Here is a 14,284-nt window from a genome sequence, read left to right as displayed (position 1 = left end):
CCGGGGCCCGGCCGGGACCGCGCGGCCCCGGCCGGGCAAATCAGCCCGCGACCGCCTCGGCGGCCGCGAGCGCGGGCTGCCAGCGGTACTCCGACCCGGTCGCGGCGTCCTCGAAGAGCACGGTGACCCCGGCGGCGCGCAGGGTCTCCACCGAACGCTCGAACTGCGGGTGCTGCGTCAGCGCCGCGTTCACCGACGGCACAGCGACCATCGGGACACCCTTGCCGATCCCCTCGGCCAGGGCGCCGACCACGAAGGTCTCGGTCAGCCCCAGCGCCCATCCGTTGATCGTGTTGAAGGTGGCCGGAGCGACCAGGATCACATCGGCCGCGGGCCACACCTCGGGCCGGCCGGGCAGCGGGTACTCGAAGCGCACCGGGCGGCCGGTCAGCGCCGCCAGACCGTCGAGGCTCGGCTCCAACCAGCGGGCCGCCGTGGGCGTCAGCCCGAGGCACACGTCCCAGCCGCGGGCCTGGGCGTCCTCGATGACCCGCGCGATGTCGAAGACGGGTGGGGCGGCGCCGGCGAAGAGGTAGAGGGTCCGAGTCATGCGGCCCACCCAATCGCGGGAAGTGGATCTTACGCAACCGTCCGCCGGCGCCGGACCGCCGCAGGGCTCAGGGGGACCAGTGGTACTTGCCCCCGCCGACCCAGCGCACGGCGTGCGGATCGTCGAAGTCGACGTGCTCCATGCCGGCGCCGTGGGCGAGCCGCACGACGTCGAGCAGGTCATGGGCGATGCCGATGGGCTCCCCGCCGATCTGCACGATGCGGAAGGGCGGGTCCCCGGCCTGGACGGGGGACACGACGATCGGGGCGTCACTCACCCGTCCAGCTTGCGGCACCGCGGCGCCGGGCGCACCCGAAGTGGCCCCGCGGCGCCGGACGCGAATGGCCCTGGGCGGGTCCGGGCGAGCGCTCGTAGCGTGGACGGCATGAGCACCGAGCCCTCTCGCACCGCCCTCGCCTCCCGACTCCGCGCCCTGCACGTGCCGGGCGACCCCCTGGTCCTGCCGAACGTCTGGGACTGCGCCTCGGCCCTCGCGGTGGCCGACGCGGGCTTCCCGGCGGTGGCCACCGGGAGCGCGGCCGTGGCGCCCGTCCTGGGCTACGAGGACCGCGAGGGCACACCCGCGGACGAGATGTTCGCGGCGGTCGCCCGCATCTCCCGGGCGGTCGGCGTACCCGTGACGGCCGACATGGAGCGGGGCTACGGGCTGCCGCCCGCGGAGCTCGCGGAGCGGCTGGAGGCGACCGGCGCGGTGGGATGCAACCTGGAGGACACCAACCCCCGTACCGGCCTGATGGCCGGGCCCGACGCGCAGGCGGAGTACATCGCGGCCGTGCGCGCCGCGGATCCGGAGCTGGTGATCAACGCCAGGACGGACACCTTCATCCGCGGCGGCGCGACGGCCGAGGAGCGGCTGGCGGACGCGGTGCGCCGGGCCAGGACGTATCTGGACGCCGGCGCGGACTGCGTCTACCCGATCGGCGCCCTGGACGAGCCCACCGTACGGGCCCTGGTCGAGGCGGTGGACGGGCTCCCGGTCAACGTGCTGAGCCGGCCCGGCGGGCCCTCCCCGGCCCGTCTGGCGGAGCTGGGGGTGGCCCGCATCAGCTACGGCCACCAGCTCCACCAGATGGTCCAGCGGTACTTCGCCGGGCTCGTCGCGACCGTGGCGCGCGGGGACAGCCCCTTCGAGGGGGAGTGAGCGGGCGTCAGCCGTCCGTGCGCGGGGGCGCGTCGTCGTTGCCGCGGCGCACCGTGCGCAGCGGGCCGCCGGGGCGCCAGACCTCCAGGACGAGGTCGGGGTCGTCGACGTAGGTGCGCACGACCTCGGTGAAATCGACGCGGAAGAGGTGGAACGGCCCCTCGGGCACGGTCACCTCGCCGACGAAGCGGGCGATCACCGCCGGGTCGGTGACCTCGACGGCGCGTCCGGCGATCCGCACGTCGCCGCCGTCCATCGACGTGTCCGGACCGGGGTTGGCGTGGAGCGCGAAGCGCGGATCGCGGCGCAGGTCGAGGGCCTTGCGGGAGCCCGGCATCATGCCGAGCCACAGTTCGCCGAGGCGGAACTCGGCCTCGATGCCGCTGAGTCGGGGGGAGCCGTCGGCGCGGAGGGTGCCGAGGACGTGGTGCTTGTAGCCGCCGAATCGGGTGCGCACGGTCTCGGCGAAGCCGGGTTGCGCTTCCTGGAGGTCCTGCCAGCTGGTCGTCATGCGGTCATGCTCCCCGGCATACCCGACATCCTCTGTCGGCATTGCCGGGACGGGATCAGTCCTCGCCCGGAAGGCGGCGGGCCGGGTCGTGCCCCTGGCCCTGACGCGCGGCCTGCCAGACCGTGCGCAGGCGGTCCAGCTCGGCCAGTTCGGCACGCGACCATGTGCGCCGGCCCGCGACGAACCGCCGTATGGCCTCATTGGCGGCTTCAACGGATCGGCGGTCCAGAAGGGTCGGTGGCATGCCTTGATTTTACGAGACGGGTATGACAGAGGACCCCGGCAAGTGCCCCCGCGGCCCGATATCACACCGTGACCCTCCTCACGTGACGGGGGTCACCCCTGTGCGGGTCACGGTGTACCGGCCCGTCGCTCGCGGCCGCCGCCGACTCCCCGGCCACCCCGGCCACTTGGCGCCCCGGTCCGCCGGGGCCGGTGCGAGCGCGCCCGCCCGCGGGCCGGGTCCGCCGGGGCGGCTACGCGGACTCTCGGCGCACGAGTTCGGTCGACAGCACGACGTGCCGCCGGGTGGCGGTGCTCGCCGCGATCTCCTCCAGCAGCACCCGCGCCATGGTGCGGCCCATCTCCTCGATCGGCTGCCGCACGCTGGTCAGGGGCGGGTCGGTGTGGCGCGCGATGGCGGAGTCGTCGAAGCCGATCAGCGCCACGTCGTCGGGCACCCGCCGGCCCCGCTCGCGCAGCACCTGCAGGGCGCCGCTGGCCATGACGTCCGAGGCCGCGAAGACGGCGTCCACGTCGGGGCGGCGCTCCAGCAGCGCCCGCATGGCGGCGCGGCCGCCCTCCTCGGTGAAGTCGCCGGCCGCGACCAGCGCGTTGTCGTGGACCAGCCCGGCGGCCTCGACCGCCTGGCGGTAGCCGTCGAGGCGGCAGCGGGCGACGTACATGTCCAGGGGGCCGGTGATGGTCGCCACGGTCGTTCGTCCGCGGCCCAGCAGGTGCGCGACCGCCGAGCGGGCGCCGCCGACGTTGTCGGAGTCCACGTACGACACCGACTCCAGGTCGGAGCGGCGGCCGCTGAGCACCGTCGGCATCTCCAGCTGCTCCAGCAGGTCGGGCAGCGGGTCGTCCTCGTGCACCGAGACCAGCAGGACGCCGTCGACGCGGTGGGCGCCGAGGTACTGGCCGAAGCGCTGCCGCTCCTTGGGCGTCCGCAGCAGCGTGAGCAGCAGCTGCATGTCGGTGTCGGCCAGCTCCGCGCCGACGCCGCGGATGATGTCGGAGAAGTAGGGCTCCGCGAAGAGCCTGGTCTCCGCCTCGGGGATGACCAGGGCGATCGCGTCCGTCCGGTTGCCCGCCAGGGCGCGTGCCGCGCGGTTGGGGACATAGCCCAGCTCGGCGATGGCAGCCTCGACCGCGGCCTTGGCGTGGTCGCTGACCCGGGGTGACCCGTTGATCACCCGGGAGACCGTGCCACGGCCCACTCCGGCCCGGGCGGCGACCTCCTCAAGCGTCGGCCTACCGCTGCGCCGTCCGCCGATCACCATTGCGGCCTCCCAATCACGAGGTGGTAACTGCGCCAACTTAGAGCGTCTCCTCCCTTGACACCTCATCGGGGAACGGAGACTCTTCAACACATCACATGTGGGAGCGCTCCCACACTATCGAACACGTACACTTCCCGCACGTACCCGGAGGACCCGAATGCGCACGACAAGGAAGTCGTCCCGGCCACGAGGCCGTACCGCGGCGGTCGCGATAACCGCGGTGGCAGCACTCGGAGTGAGCCTGCTCGCGGGCTGCTCCAAGGACAGCGACGGCCCGGCGAAGGCCGGTGGCTCGGAGGGTGACGGCAAGGGCAAGATCACTCTCACGGTCGGCACCTTCGGTGTCTTCGGCTACAAGCAGGCCGGTCTGTACGAGGAGTACGAGAAGGCGCACCCGAACATCACGATCAAGGAGAACGTGATCGAGCGGAACGACGCCTACTACCCGCAGCTCCTCACCCACCTCGCCGCCGGCAGCGGCCTGAGCGACATCCAGGCCATCGAGGTCGGCAACATCAACGAGATCGTCACCACCCAGGCGGCGAAGTTCGAGGACCTCTCCAAGGCCGCGGGCGTCGAGAAGTCGAACTACCTCGACTGGAAGTGGGCCCAGGCCAGCACCTCCGACGGCAAGACCGTCGGCCTCGGCACCGACATCGGCCCGATGGCCATCTGCTACCGCACCGACCTGTTCAAGAAGGCGGGCCTGCCCACCGACCGCGCCGATGTCGCCAAGCTCTGGGCCGGCGACTGGAACAAGTACCTGGACGCGGGCAAGACCTACACCAAGAACGCGCCCAAGGGCACCACGTTCCTGGACTCCTCCGCGGGCCTGTACCAGGCGATCAGCAACGGCGCCTCGGAGCGCTACTACGACAGCAGCGGCAAGGTCATCTACAAGACCAGCCCCGCCGTGAAGGAAGCCTGGGACCTGGCCATGGAGGCCACCACCGGCAAGATGACCGCCAAGCTGAAGCTGTTCGACAAGGCCTGGGACCAGGGCTTCGCCAACGGCCGCTTCGCCTCGCTCCCCTGCCCGTCGTGGATGCTCGGCTACATCCAGGAGAAGTCCGGCGACGCCGGCAAGGGCAAGTGGGACGTCGCCGCCGCGCCGAAGCCCGCCAACTGGGGCGGCTCCTTCGTCGGCGTGCCCTCCGCGGGCAAGAACAAGGCCGAGGCCGTCAAGCTGGCCGCGTGGCTGACCGCCCCCGAGCAGCAGGCCAAGGTCTTCGCCAAGCAGGCGAGCTTCCCGAGCGCCCCGGGCGCCTATGACCTGCCCGAGGTCAAGGACGCCAAGCACGAGTACTTCAACAACGCCCCGATCGGCCAGATCTTCGCCGACGCGGCCAAGAGCATCCCGACCCTGGTGATCGGCCCGAAGGACCAGCAGATCTACACGGCCATCACCGACGTCGGCATCCTGCAGGTCGAGCAGCAGGGCAAGACCCCTGCTCAGGGCTGGGCGGCTGCCGAGAAGGAAATCGACAACGCACTGGACCAGTGACCCGCATGGCTTCGGAGATCTCCGACATGACCGCAGTGACCGCGCCCCCCACCGAGGGGGGCGCGGCCCCGCGCGACGGCTCCGGCCGTCCGCGCGACGCACGTGAAGAGCGACGCGGCCGCTGGCGCAGCCGCCGCTACCGGTGGGACGTCAAGGCGATGCCCTACGCCTTCGTCTCGCCGTTCTTCCTGTTCTTCGCCGCCTTCGGGCTCTTCCCGCTGATCTACACGGGCTGGTCCTCCTTCTACCGGGTGGAGCTGACCAACCTCGACGCGCGGGAGTTCGTGGGCTTCCACAACTACACCCGTCTGCTGGAGGACGAGTTCTTCTGGAACGCCCTGAAGAACACGTTCACCATCGGGGTGATCTCGACCGTCCCGCAGCTGCTGATCGCACTGGGCCTGGCCCACCTGCTCAACTACAAGCTGCGCGGCTCGACCTTCTTCCGGGTCGCGATGCTCACCCCGTACGCCACCTCGGTCGCCGCCGCGACGCTGGTCTTCACCCTGATGTTCGGCACCGACTACGGCATGATCAACTGGGCGCTGGAGCACCTCGGGTTCAGCCACCACATCGACTGGCGGGCGGGCACCTGGTCCTCGCAGATCGCCGTGTCGTCGATCGTGATCTGGCGCTGGACCGGTTACAACACCTTGATCTACCTGGCCGCGATGCAGGCCGTGCCGCACGATCTGTACGAGTCCGCCGCGCTGGACGGCGCCTCGCGCTGGCAGCAGTTCCGCCATGTGACGATCCCGATGCTGCGGCCGACGATCCTCTTCACGATCGTGGTCTCGACGATCGGCGCCACCCAGCTGTTCGGCGAGCCGTTCCTCTTCGGCGGCCCCGGCGGCGAGAAGGGCGGCTCCTCCCACCAGTTCCAGACGCTGGGCCTGTACCTGTACGAGCAGGGCTGGACGAACTACCACCTCGGGCGGGCCTCGGCCATCGCCTGGGCGATGTTCCTGATCCTGCTGCTGATCGCCGCGATCAACGGGCTGGTCGCCCGCTGGCTGCGCAAGAACCACGAGGGGTGACGCCGATGGCCACCATCTCGACCAACCCGCCGGAGCAGGCGGCGGCCGGAGCGCAGGACACGTCCCGCAAGGGCAAGCGCCGCACCCCCGGCGCGCCCAAGGCCGGACGGCAGCTGCACGCCGGCCCGTTCACCTACGCCGTCCTGATCGTCTTCACCGCGATATCGCTCTTCCCCCTGGTGTGGACGGCGATCGCGGCCTCGCGGACGAACTCGCGGCTGGCGCAGACCCCTCCGCCGTTCTGGTTCGGCTCGAACCTCTTCAGCAACCTGCAGACCGCGTGGACCGAGGCCAACCTCAGCACGGCCCTGGTGAACACGGCCATCGTCGCGGGCAGCATCACCATCGGCACGGTGCTGTTCTCGACGATCGCCGGCTTCGCCTTCGCCAAGCTGCAGTTCCGGATGAAGTCCTTCCTGCTGATGCTGACCATCGGCACCATGATGGTGCCGCCGCAGCTGAGCGTGGTGCCGCTGTTCCTGTGGATCGCGGACCTGGACTGGACGAACCACCTCCAGGCGGTCATCCTGCCGACCTTCGTCAGCGCCTTCGGTGTCTTCTTCATGCGGCAGTACCTCTCCCAGGCGCTGCCCACCGAGATCATCGAGGCCGCCCGTGTCGACGGCGCCAGCAGCATCCGGATCGTCTGGCACGTGGTCTTCCCGGCCGCCCGGCCCGCGATGGCGGTCCTGGGCATGCTGACCTTCGTCGCGGCCTGGAACGACTTCTTCTGGCCGATCATCGCGCTGACCCAGGAGAACCCGACCGTCCAGGTCGCGCTCACCAGCCTCGGCCGCGGCTACATCCCCGACGAGTCGGTGATCATGGCCGGCGCGCTGCTCGGCACGCTCCCGCTGCTGCTGGTCTTCGTGATCTTCGGCAAGCAGATCGTCGGCGGCATCATGCAGGGCGCGGTCAAGGGCTGATCCCTCCCCCGGCCGAGGCCGCGCCCTCCCCCTTTTCTTTCCTCTTGTTCACTCGTTCCGATGGGAGCGCTCCCGTATGACAGCGTCCGACATCCGCCCCGCAGCGAGCGGCACCGCCGCGGAAAGCGGCCACCAGTTCCCGCCCGGCTTCCTGTGGGGCGCGGCCACCGCCGCGTACCAGATCGAGGGCGCCGCTGCCGAGGACGGGCGCACCCCGTCGATCTGGGACACCTTCAGCCACACCCCCGGCAAGGTCTTCGAGGGCCACACCGGCGACGTCGCCGCGGACCACTACCACCGGTTCCGTGACGACGTCCGGCTCATGGCCGACCTCGGCCTGAGCGCCTACCGGTTCTCCGTCTCCTGGTCCCGCGTGCAGCCCACCGGCCGCGGGCCGGCGGTGGAGCGCGGCCTGGACTTCTACCGCGCGCTCACCGACGAGCTGCTGGAGCACGGCATCCAGCCCGCCGTCACCCTCTACCACTGGGACCTTCCCCAGGAGCTCGAGGACGCCGGCGGCTGGCCCGCCCGCGACACCGCGGAGCGCTTCGGCGAGTACGCGCGGATCGTCGCCGAGGCCCTCGGCGACCGCGTCCAGCTGTGGACCACCCTCAACGAGCCCTGGTGCAGCGCCTTCCTCGGCTACGGCTCCGGCGTCCACGCCCCGGGCCGCACCGACCCGGTCGCCGCCCTGCGCGCCGCCCACCACCTCAACCTCGGTCACGGCCGCGCCGCCGAGGCGCTGCGCTCGGTCCTCCCGGCCCGCGCCCAGCTCGGCATCACGCTCAACCTGCACCAGGTCCGCGCGCTCACCGACTCCCCCGCCGACGTGGACGCCGCGCGCCGCATCGACGCCGTCGGCAACCGGGTCTTCACCGGCCCCCTGCTCAAGGGCGCGTACCCGCAGGACCTGCTGGACGACACCCGTGGCCTGACCGACTGGTCCTTCGTCCAGGACGGCGACCTCGCGGCGATCAAGCGCCACCCGCTGGACGTGCTCGGCATCAACTACTACACGCCCACCCTGGTGTCCGACGGCGCCTCCGTCGACGGGCCGCGCAGCGACGGCCACGGCTCCAGCGCGTTCTCCCCCTGGCCGGGCGCGGACGACGTCGCCTTCCACCAGCCTCCGGGCGAGCACACCGCGATGGGCTGGTCCGTCGACCCCACGGGCCTGTACGACCTGCTGATGCGGATGAACCGCGAGTTCCCCGACCTGCCGCTGCTCATCACGGAGAACGGCGCGGCCTACGAGGACTCCGTGGGCCCCGACGGCGCCGTGCACGACCCGGAGCGGGTGGAGTACCTGCGCGTCCACCTGGAGGCGGTCCACCGCGCCATGCGCAACGGCGCCGACGTGCGGGGCTACTTCCTGTGGTCCCTGATGGACAACTTCGAGTGGGCGTACGGGTACGACAAGCGCTTCGGCGCGGTCTACGTCGACTACGAGACGCAGGAGCGCATCCCGAAGTCCAGCGCCCTGTGGTACGCGGGCGTCGCCCGCACGGGCGCGCTGCCCGAGGCCGCGGAGCCGGGTGTCACGGAGACGCCCGCTCCGTAGTGGACCGGCGGGACGCGGCGCCTATACAGAGGGGGACGCCGCGTCCCGCCCCCATGTCCCGGGGGCGGCGGCGACGAACGCCGCCCACGCGGCGGGGGTGAAGGAGAGCACGGGGCCGCCGGGGTCCTTGCTGTCCCGCACGTGCACGGCGTTCCGGGTCGTGGCGACCTCGACGCAGTTGCCCCCCTGGTCGTCGCTGTAACTGGACGTGAACCACACCAGCCGGGTGTTCATAGGGCCTCCGCCACCTCGCCGATGAACCGCGCCGACTCCTCGACGCCGAGGGCCTGCATGCGGATGATTCCATGACGTTGCGACAGTCGGCTCACCTTCGTCGGGTCGCTGTAGAGGGCGCTGGTCTCCTGGGCCTCCACGTAGGCGAGGTGTTCGTGCTCCTCCGTCTCCAGGAGAACCAGCGAACCGCTGAGCGCCGGATACGCGACGCGGTCGGCCGGCAGCACCTGGACGGAGACGTTGCGCAGCGAGCCCGCCGTCAGCAGAGCCTGCAACTGCCGCTTCATCACCTCCGGGCCGCCGACGTTCGCCTTCAAGGCCGCTTCGTAGAGCACGAAACCGAACAGCGCGGTGGGCTTCCGCCGCAGCTTCTCCTGCCGCTCCAGCCGTGCCGCGACCCGTTCCCCGATCGTCTCGTCGTCGAGCGGCGGGCAGCTGTTGCCCATCAGCGCGCGGGCGTACGCCTCGGTCTGCAGCAACCCCGGCACAAGCAGCGGCTCGTACCCGTACAACGCGATCGCTTCGGCCTCCGCCTGCATGAACTCGCGTGTGCGCTCGGGGAACCTCTCCGGTTTCAGGAACTCCTGCGCCGCCGTGAGCTTCCCGCCCGCGCCGCAGAGTTGATCCGCGATCTGCAACAGGCGGGAACTGGGCCGACGACGGCCCTGCTCCATGGACTTCACCGTCTCGTACCCGTACGCCGCCTCGCGCGCCAACTGCTCGCGTGTGACGCCCGCCTGCTCGCGCCAGAGCTTGACCTGGTTGCCGCAGTAGCGCCACGCCATCGGCGGCTGGGTCACCTCGCCGGTCATCCGCACACCCCCACACACACTCCGTATCCACCAGGTTACGGAGTGACACCGTCAGTCGCGGGCGAAGCTGTGGAAGCGGCCCACCACCGTGAAGCCGCGGCGCGCGTACCAGTGGTGGGGCCAGTCGTCCGCGTCGGCGATGAGGAAACGGGTGGCACAACCCGCGTCGGCGGCCTGGCGGACGGCCGTGGACAGTACGGCGCCGGCGTGGCCGCGACCGAGGTGGTCCTCCGAGGTGATGAGGTCCTCGATCTGGGCGATGCCGGACGCGGGGTCGATGTAGAGGTCCGCCCAGGACGCGACCTCGCCGCCGGGCGTCCGCGAGCCGATGAAGCGGACGACGTCCGCGCCGCGGCGCCGGGCCTCGCGGCGGTCGACCAACTGCCGGACGGCCTCGTCGTCGGCCTCCGGGAGGAAGCCGCGCCAGCGCCGCGCGAGGGGCTCGCGGAAGGCGTCCAGGCCGACTTCCCCGGCGGACCCGCCCTCCGGTACCGGGCCGGTGTGCAGCATGACGAGCTCGGTGGAGTGCGTGTAGCCGGCCCGGATCAGGGGCCCTGCGCAGGCGGTGCCCGTGGCGTCGTCCAGGACGGTGACCGCGCGGTGCCTCAGATGGGCCATGGCCTCGTCGGCGAGGGCGGGAAGCGCTTCGGGCTCGACGGCACCGTCGAGGACCACGTGGTTGTCGCCGTGCGAGTAGGCGAAGGCGTCGTCGAGGGCGGCGAAGCCGCCGGGGAGGTCGACGGTGCGCGCGGCCTGGCGGCGGGCGAAGGCAGCGACGAAGGCGCGGATCCGCGGCATTTCCGGTCCTGTCATGGGGGCAGCCTAGGCGGGGCGTTAGGGTCGCGTGCCATGGCGATACAACTCTTCGACGCCGACCAGGCCTTCGTGGACCGGATGATCGCGCTGGCGGACCTGCCGTGGAGCCGGCGCGCGGTCGAGGACGCGTTCGTGGCCAACCGCTGGGAGGTCCCGGAGGACGAGGAGGAGGGGCCGGTCATCGGCTGGTGGGAGATCCAGTTCCTGCCCGGGCGCGAGGAGGGCGTGGACGACTGGTGGCTGGAGCTGGGCGATCGGCCCGGCTGTGCGGACGGCGGCCCCTCCGACGTCGTGTGCGCCCACGCCGGGTGCCGTGAGGGCGGCTACGTCCTGCACCCCTTCGCGTACTTCGCCGATCCCGAGGACCCGGCCGCGTGGGACGACGAGTTCGGGCCCTGGCACAGCCGCCCCGACGTACGGCTCGGGGCGTCCGACGAGGACTACGACGCCGAGTACCGGCGGGTGGCCACGCTGCTGAGCGACCGCCTCGGGGAGCCGGAGCCCGAAGGCCCGTGGCCGTACAAGGACATCGACGCCACCCGGCACGTCCGCTGGTCGCGGGGCGACGCGTACGTGATCCTGCTCGACGGGAGCGACGCCATGTCGTATGGCGCCTACCGCCGCGCGGGCATCGCCGTCCGGCCGAAGAGGTAGGGGCGGCCGTGGCCGCGCAACTGCGCTCCGTCGACGACGACCTGCTGGTCCGGCTCCTCGAACTGGCCGATCTGCCCTGGAGCCACCGTGCCTTCGAGGACGCGTTCGTGCGCAACGGCTGGCACCACGCCGGCGACGACGGAGCGACCGTCATCGGCTGGCTCGACGCCTGGCCGATCGGCGCGCACTGGCTGGAGCTCGGCGAGTATCCGGGATGCGCGGACGACGCCGACGCGGCGTGCGACCATCCTGAGTGCCGCGCGGACTGCTCGATCGTGCTGCCGTTCGCGTACGTCACGGAGGGCGAGACCCCCGAGGGCTGGGACGCGAACGCCGGCCCGGACGCCTACGACGCCGCGTACGAGCGGATGGCGGGGCGGCTGCGCGCCCGGCTCGGCGAGCCCGAACCGCCCGGGCCGGAGGCCCACGTCCCGGAGTACGCGTCCCGGTCCGTGGTGTGGTCGCGCGGCGGGGCGTGGGTCGTCCTGCTCGACGGCGACGACCCCTTCTCTTACGGCTCCTGGCGGCGGGCGGGCATCGAGGTCCGTCCCCGGGACGAGCGACCGGCAGGCGCCTGGGCGCGCCAGGAGAGGGCGGAGGACGGATGACCACCGGGGAGAAGTACGCGGGATTCCTCGACCACATTCAGGCCTGTCTGGGGCCGATCCGGGATGCGGAGGCCCCCGCGGCGGACGGCGCAGGCCGGGGTTTCGCCCTGCTCTTCTGTGTATCGGGGGACGGGGACCTGGTCACCGCCGTGACGAACGGTCTGAGGTTCCAGGACATCACCGCGATCATGCCGCTGGAACTCGCCTGCACACTCAGGTCGGACCAGAGATCGGCCGCGCGCGCGTTGGTCGCACTGACCGCGACACTGGCCGTTCGCACGGGTGCGGGTCCGGCCTTCGACCAGATCATCCCGGCACCGGAGCCGCTGATCGCGGGTACGGAGATCGAAGGGGTGATGATCGTGCCGCACCCCTACCTCGAGGACGGCTTCGAGTCCCTGGTGAACGCGCAGGGCCGGACCGAATTGCATCTCCTCACCGTGGTCCCGGTGACCGCCGCCGAGATCGCGTACGCGCAGGAGCACGGCCCCGACGCCCTCTACGAACAGTGGGAGGAGCAGGAAACCGATCTGCTCGACGTCACGAGGGCGTCGGCGGTATGACGCACGCGGCGACGGTCCGGCCGTGGCTGGAGGAGCACGGCTGGCACCCCGGGCGGGACGTGCGGGACCGGGTCGGCGAGCATGTGGCTTTCCGGCTGCGCGACGCCGAGCGTCAGGGCTTCCCGCTCACCCCGTCCGCCGCCGCCCTGGGATTCCTGTACTCGTACGGACTGTTGCGCCTTCCGTACCGGGCCGCGTCCGAGATCGCTCTCGTCGTCCGCCCGGACGTCGGGTACGAAGGCGACGCCGAGGATTTCGCCGAGCTCGGCGCCAACCTGCGCCGGCCGGTGTTCCCCGTCGGCTACGAGACCTCGGAGCTCGGGATCGTCCTGGTGGACGACCTGGGGCGGTTGTTCTACCAGCACTGCACCGGGCCGTACTTCCTCGGGCACGACGCCTACGAGGCCTTCGCCCGGCGGCTGTCCGGGAGCACCCTGCGGGACGCGGAGGACTTCCACGCCTGACGCGGCCCCCGTCGGCGCCGGACCACGCCCGCCCACGCCCGCTCACGCCGGCCGCGACTGCGCCTGGCGGCGGAGGAATTCGGCGACGTCCTTGCGCCGGGCGTACGGCTGGAGGGTCTGGGCGGTCGAGGAGAGCATGCCCCGCACGCGCGGGGACTGGACGCGGCCCAGAAGGTCCAGGACGCGGATGCCGGCGTCCGTGGCCTCGTCGACATGGCGGGCGGAGGCGAGGTTGTCGGCGAGTTCCGCGGTGTACAGCGCGGCGTTGCGTGTGAAGTGCGGCGCCTGCAGGCCGACCGCGCGCCGCGCGTGCTCGACCGCGCGGCGGTGGTCGCCGAGGGCGGACCAGGACTGGGCCTCCAGGCCGGCGAGTTCGGCCTCGCCGTAGAAGGTCATCCACTCCGGGTCCGCGGCGCAGGCTCCGCGGCCGAAGAGCGTCTGGGCGCGGGCGAGGGCCCGTTCGCAGCCGGGACGATCGCCGAGGCCCGCCCAGCCGCCCGCTTCCCGGAGCGCGAGCAGGGAGAGCAGCCGGGGCGAACCGAGAGGGCGGGCGGCCTGCTGGGCCGCCTGCGCGGCGCGGACGGCCTCGCGGGGGCGCCCGGCGTCGCGGGCGAGGAAGGAGGCGTTGCAGAAGGCGTGCGCCTCCAGGGCGCGGTCGCCGGCCATGCGGGCGGTGGCGAGGGCCTCGCCGTAGTAGGAGCGGGCGTCGGCGAGGCGTCCGGAGTCATGGGCCAGCCAGCCCACGGAGATGGCGAGTTCACCGGCGCCGCCCAGCAGCTCATCGGCGACGGCCTGGCCGTAGGTGCCCTCGTCGAGGAGGCGGTAGGCGGCCCCGAGGGAGTGGCCGGCCTGGCGGTACAGCGCGCCGGCGCCGTGCCGGTCGTCGTGCAGGCGGATCTCGCGGACCGCCGCCCGCACGGCCCGGACCTGCGATCTGCCGACCTTGTGCACGGGCTCCGCGGCTGCGGCGGGGCCCAGCACCAGGGTCGTGGCGATGGCGGCCGGGCCGCCGGTCATGAACGCGCGACGCAGCACGTCGCTCTCCTCGTCGGTTTCGGTCTCGTACGGGATCGGCCGCGGTGCCCGCGCCGCCGGGACGCGTCGGCCGCGGACCAGTTCACGCGGCTCGAAGCCCATGTCGGCGAGGTCGTGGCCGGGGAACATGTGCCGGAAGACCCGCTCGTAGGCGTAGTTGGGGCAGCGGATCTCCCCGGACTCCACGCGGCCGATGTAGCGGGCGTCACAGCTGACCTGCTCGCCGATCTCCCGTCCCGCGCGGCGCACGGCGGCGGCGAACTCACCGGGGGACCGGTCTCCGCGCAGGCTCCGGAAGGCTGTGTTGGGGGTGGAAGGTGACGAGTGCATCGCCGGGCTCCC

General features: G+C 72.1%; 18 protein-coding genes. 9 read left to right on the top strand and 9 right to left on the bottom strand.

Going from position 1 to position 14,284, the window contains the following annotated elements:
• Positions 1-40: 40 nt before the first annotated feature.
• Both AB0F62_RS22225 and AB0F62_RS22220 read right to left on the bottom strand, forming a co-directional pair.
• Positions 41-550, bottom strand: a complete 510-nt coding sequence (locus AB0F62_RS22225; protein WP_361801579.1) for a flavoprotein — start codon at positions 548-550, stop codon at positions 41-43.
• A 67-nt stretch (positions 551-617) separates the two neighbouring features.
• Positions 618-827: a hypothetical protein gene (locus AB0F62_RS22220; protein ID WP_361801576.1), complete on the bottom strand. Its 210-nt coding sequence runs from the start codon at positions 825-827 to the stop codon at positions 618-620.
• Positions 828-935: 108 nt separating this feature from the next.
• On the opposite strand from AB0F62_RS22220, the gene AB0F62_RS22215 reads away from it, so the two are divergent.
• A complete protein-coding gene (locus tag AB0F62_RS22215) occupies positions 936-1,712 on the top strand; it encodes an isocitrate lyase/phosphoenolpyruvate mutase family protein (RefSeq protein WP_361801573.1) in 777 nt (258 codons plus the stop codon).
• A gap of 7 nt (positions 1,713-1,719) precedes the next feature.
• Here the strand turns inward: AB0F62_RS22215 and AB0F62_RS22210 are convergent, their stop codons facing one another.
• The 3 genes from AB0F62_RS22210 to AB0F62_RS22200 all read right to left on the bottom strand — a co-directional run bounded on the left by AB0F62_RS22210 (position 1,720) and on the right by AB0F62_RS22200 (position 3,728).
• Positions 1,720-2,223 carry a pyridoxamine 5'-phosphate oxidase family protein gene (locus tag AB0F62_RS22210; RefSeq protein ID WP_361801570.1) on the bottom strand — a complete coding sequence of 168 codons (504 nt, stop codon included), beginning with the start codon at positions 2,221-2,223 and terminating at the stop codon, positions 1,720-1,722.
• A gap of 55 nt (positions 2,224-2,278) precedes the next feature.
• Positions 2,279-2,467, bottom strand: coding sequence for a hypothetical protein (locus AB0F62_RS22205; RefSeq protein WP_361801567.1), 189 nt, complete (start codon positions 2,465-2,467; stop codon positions 2,279-2,281).
• A gap of 232 nt (positions 2,468-2,699) precedes the next feature.
• Positions 2,700-3,728: a LacI family DNA-binding transcriptional regulator gene (locus AB0F62_RS22200; RefSeq protein ID WP_361801564.1), complete on the bottom strand. Its 1,029-nt coding sequence runs from the start codon at positions 3,726-3,728 to the stop codon at positions 2,700-2,702.
• A gap of 157 nt (positions 3,729-3,885) precedes the next feature.
• Between AB0F62_RS22200 and AB0F62_RS22195 the strand changes: the two genes are divergently transcribed.
• From AB0F62_RS22195 to AB0F62_RS22180, 4 genes are all read left to right on the top strand, one after another.
• Positions 3,886-5,232, top strand: coding sequence for an extracellular solute-binding protein (locus tag AB0F62_RS22195; RefSeq protein WP_361801561.1), 1,347 nt, complete (start codon positions 3,886-3,888; stop codon positions 5,230-5,232).
• Positions 5,233-5,237: 5 nt separating this feature from the next.
• Positions 5,238-6,269: a sugar ABC transporter permease gene (locus AB0F62_RS22190; protein ID WP_361801558.1), complete on the top strand. Its 1,032-nt coding sequence runs from the start codon at positions 5,238-5,240 to the stop codon at positions 6,267-6,269.
• 5 nt (positions 6,270-6,274) lie between these two features.
• Positions 6,275-7,195: a carbohydrate ABC transporter permease gene (locus AB0F62_RS22185; RefSeq protein ID WP_361801555.1), complete on the top strand. Its 921-nt coding sequence runs from the start codon at positions 6,275-6,277 to the stop codon at positions 7,193-7,195.
• Positions 7,196-7,271: 76 nt separating this feature from the next.
• Positions 7,272-8,756 (top strand): GH1 family beta-glucosidase, encoded by a 1,485-nt coding sequence (locus AB0F62_RS22180; protein WP_361801552.1) that lies wholly within the window; start codon positions 7,272-7,274, stop codon positions 8,754-8,756.
• 21 nt (positions 8,757-8,777) lie between these two features.
• Here the strand turns inward: AB0F62_RS22180 and AB0F62_RS22175 are convergent, their stop codons facing one another.
• The 3 genes from AB0F62_RS22175 to AB0F62_RS22165 are packed head-to-tail and all read right to left on the bottom strand — an operon-like array spanning position 8,778 to position 10,615.
• A complete protein-coding gene (locus tag AB0F62_RS22175; protein ID WP_361801549.1) occupies positions 8,778-8,990 on the bottom strand; it encodes a DUF397 domain-containing protein in 213 nt (70 codons plus the stop codon).
• Positions 8,987-9,802, bottom strand: a complete 816-nt coding sequence (locus tag AB0F62_RS22170) for a helix-turn-helix transcriptional regulator (RefSeq protein ID WP_361801546.1) — start codon at positions 9,800-9,802, stop codon at positions 8,987-8,989. The genes AB0F62_RS22175 and AB0F62_RS22170 overlap by 4 nt, the downstream gene beginning before the upstream one ends.
• Positions 9,803-9,853: 51 nt before the next feature.
• On the bottom strand, positions 9,854-10,615 hold the full coding sequence (locus tag AB0F62_RS22165; protein WP_361801543.1) for a GNAT family N-acetyltransferase: 762 nt from the start codon (positions 10,613-10,615) through the stop codon (positions 9,854-9,856).
• A gap of 36 nt (positions 10,616-10,651) precedes the next feature.
• Here AB0F62_RS22165 and AB0F62_RS22160 point away from each other — a divergent pair, with 36 nt between their 5' ends.
• The 4 genes from AB0F62_RS22160 to AB0F62_RS22145 are packed head-to-tail and all read left to right on the top strand — an operon-like array spanning position 10,652 to position 12,907.
• Positions 10,652-11,272 carry a hypothetical protein gene (locus AB0F62_RS22160; RefSeq protein ID WP_361801540.1) on the top strand — a complete coding sequence of 207 codons (621 nt, stop codon included), beginning with the start codon at positions 10,652-10,654 and terminating at the stop codon, positions 11,270-11,272.
• An 8-nt stretch (positions 11,273-11,280) separates the two neighbouring features.
• A complete protein-coding gene (locus AB0F62_RS22155) occupies positions 11,281-11,880 on the top strand; it encodes a hypothetical protein (RefSeq protein WP_361801537.1) in 600 nt (199 codons plus the stop codon).
• Positions 11,877-12,443 carry a suppressor of fused domain protein gene (locus AB0F62_RS22150; protein WP_361801534.1) on the top strand — a complete coding sequence of 189 codons (567 nt, stop codon included), beginning with the start codon at positions 11,877-11,879 and terminating at the stop codon, positions 12,441-12,443. The genes AB0F62_RS22155 and AB0F62_RS22150 overlap by 4 nt, the downstream gene beginning before the upstream one ends.
• Positions 12,440-12,907 carry an SUKH-3 domain-containing protein gene (locus AB0F62_RS22145; RefSeq protein ID WP_361801531.1) on the top strand — a complete coding sequence of 156 codons (468 nt, stop codon included), beginning with the start codon at positions 12,440-12,442 and terminating at the stop codon, positions 12,905-12,907. The genes AB0F62_RS22150 and AB0F62_RS22145 overlap by 4 nt, the downstream gene beginning before the upstream one ends.
• Positions 12,908-12,949: 42 nt before the next feature.
• Here the strand turns inward: AB0F62_RS22145 and AB0F62_RS22140 are convergent, their stop codons facing one another.
• Complete coding sequence (locus tag AB0F62_RS22140) at positions 12,950-14,272, bottom strand: tetratricopeptide repeat protein (RefSeq protein ID WP_361801528.1); 1,323 nt, start codon at positions 14,270-14,272, stop codon at positions 12,950-12,952.
• Positions 14,273-14,284 lie beyond the last annotated feature (12 nt).

The sequence above is a fragment of the Streptomyces sp. NPDC026673 genome (assembly GCF_040638135.1).
Classification (GTDB): domain Bacteria; phylum Actinomycetota; class Actinomycetes; order Streptomycetales; family Streptomycetaceae; genus Actinacidiphila.
The sequence above is the reverse complement of the archived record's forward strand: the minus strand, read 5'-3'. Positions and strand labels throughout refer to the sequence as shown.

What these genes read in the sequence shown, in the direction of transcription:
- AB0F62_RS22225 (WP_361801579.1), bottom strand. Translation starts at nt 550, where the DNA reads ATGACTCGGACCCTCTACCTCTTCGCCGGCGCCGCCCCACCCGTCTTC.
- AB0F62_RS22215 (WP_361801573.1), top strand. Translation starts at nt 936, where the DNA reads ATGAGCACCGAGCCCTCTCGCACCGCCCTCGCCTCCCGACTCCGCGCC.
- AB0F62_RS22210 (WP_361801570.1), bottom strand. Translation starts at nt 2,223, where the DNA reads ATGACGACCAGCTGGCAGGACCTCCAGGAAGCGCAACCCGGCTTCGCC.
- AB0F62_RS22205 (WP_361801567.1), bottom strand. Translation starts at nt 2,467, where the DNA reads ATGCCACCGACCCTTCTGGACCGCCGATCCGTTGAAGCCGCCAATGAG.
- AB0F62_RS22200 (WP_361801564.1), bottom strand. Translation starts at nt 3,728, where the DNA reads ATGGTGATCGGCGGACGGCGCAGCGGTAGGCCGACGCTTGAGGAGGTC.
- AB0F62_RS22195 (WP_361801561.1), top strand. Translation starts at nt 3,886, where the DNA reads ATGCGCACGACAAGGAAGTCGTCCCGGCCACGAGGCCGTACCGCGGCG.
- AB0F62_RS22190 (WP_361801558.1), top strand. Translation starts at nt 5,238, where the DNA reads ATGGCTTCGGAGATCTCCGACATGACCGCAGTGACCGCGCCCCCCACC.
- AB0F62_RS22185 (WP_361801555.1), top strand. Translation starts at nt 6,275, where the DNA reads ATGGCCACCATCTCGACCAACCCGCCGGAGCAGGCGGCGGCCGGAGCG.
- AB0F62_RS22180 (WP_361801552.1), top strand. Translation starts at nt 7,272, where the DNA reads ATGACAGCGTCCGACATCCGCCCCGCAGCGAGCGGCACCGCCGCGGAA.
- AB0F62_RS22175 (WP_361801549.1), bottom strand. Translation starts at nt 8,990, where the DNA reads ATGAACACCCGGCTGGTGTGGTTCACGTCCAGTTACAGCGACGACCAG.
- AB0F62_RS22170 (WP_361801546.1), bottom strand. Translation starts at nt 9,802, where the DNA reads ATGACCGGCGAGGTGACCCAGCCGCCGATGGCGTGGCGCTACTGCGGC.
- AB0F62_RS22165 (WP_361801543.1), bottom strand. Translation starts at nt 10,615, where the DNA reads ATGACAGGACCGGAAATGCCGCGGATCCGCGCCTTCGTCGCTGCCTTC.
- AB0F62_RS22160 (WP_361801540.1), top strand. Translation starts at nt 10,652, where the DNA reads ATGGCGATACAACTCTTCGACGCCGACCAGGCCTTCGTGGACCGGATG.
- AB0F62_RS22150 (WP_361801534.1), top strand. Translation starts at nt 11,877, where the DNA reads ATGACCACCGGGGAGAAGTACGCGGGATTCCTCGACCACATTCAGGCC.
- AB0F62_RS22145 (WP_361801531.1), top strand. Translation starts at nt 12,440, where the DNA reads ATGACGCACGCGGCGACGGTCCGGCCGTGGCTGGAGGAGCACGGCTGG.
- AB0F62_RS22140 (WP_361801528.1), bottom strand. Translation starts at nt 14,272, where the DNA reads ATGCACTCGTCACCTTCCACCCCCAACACAGCCTTCCGGAGCCTGCGC.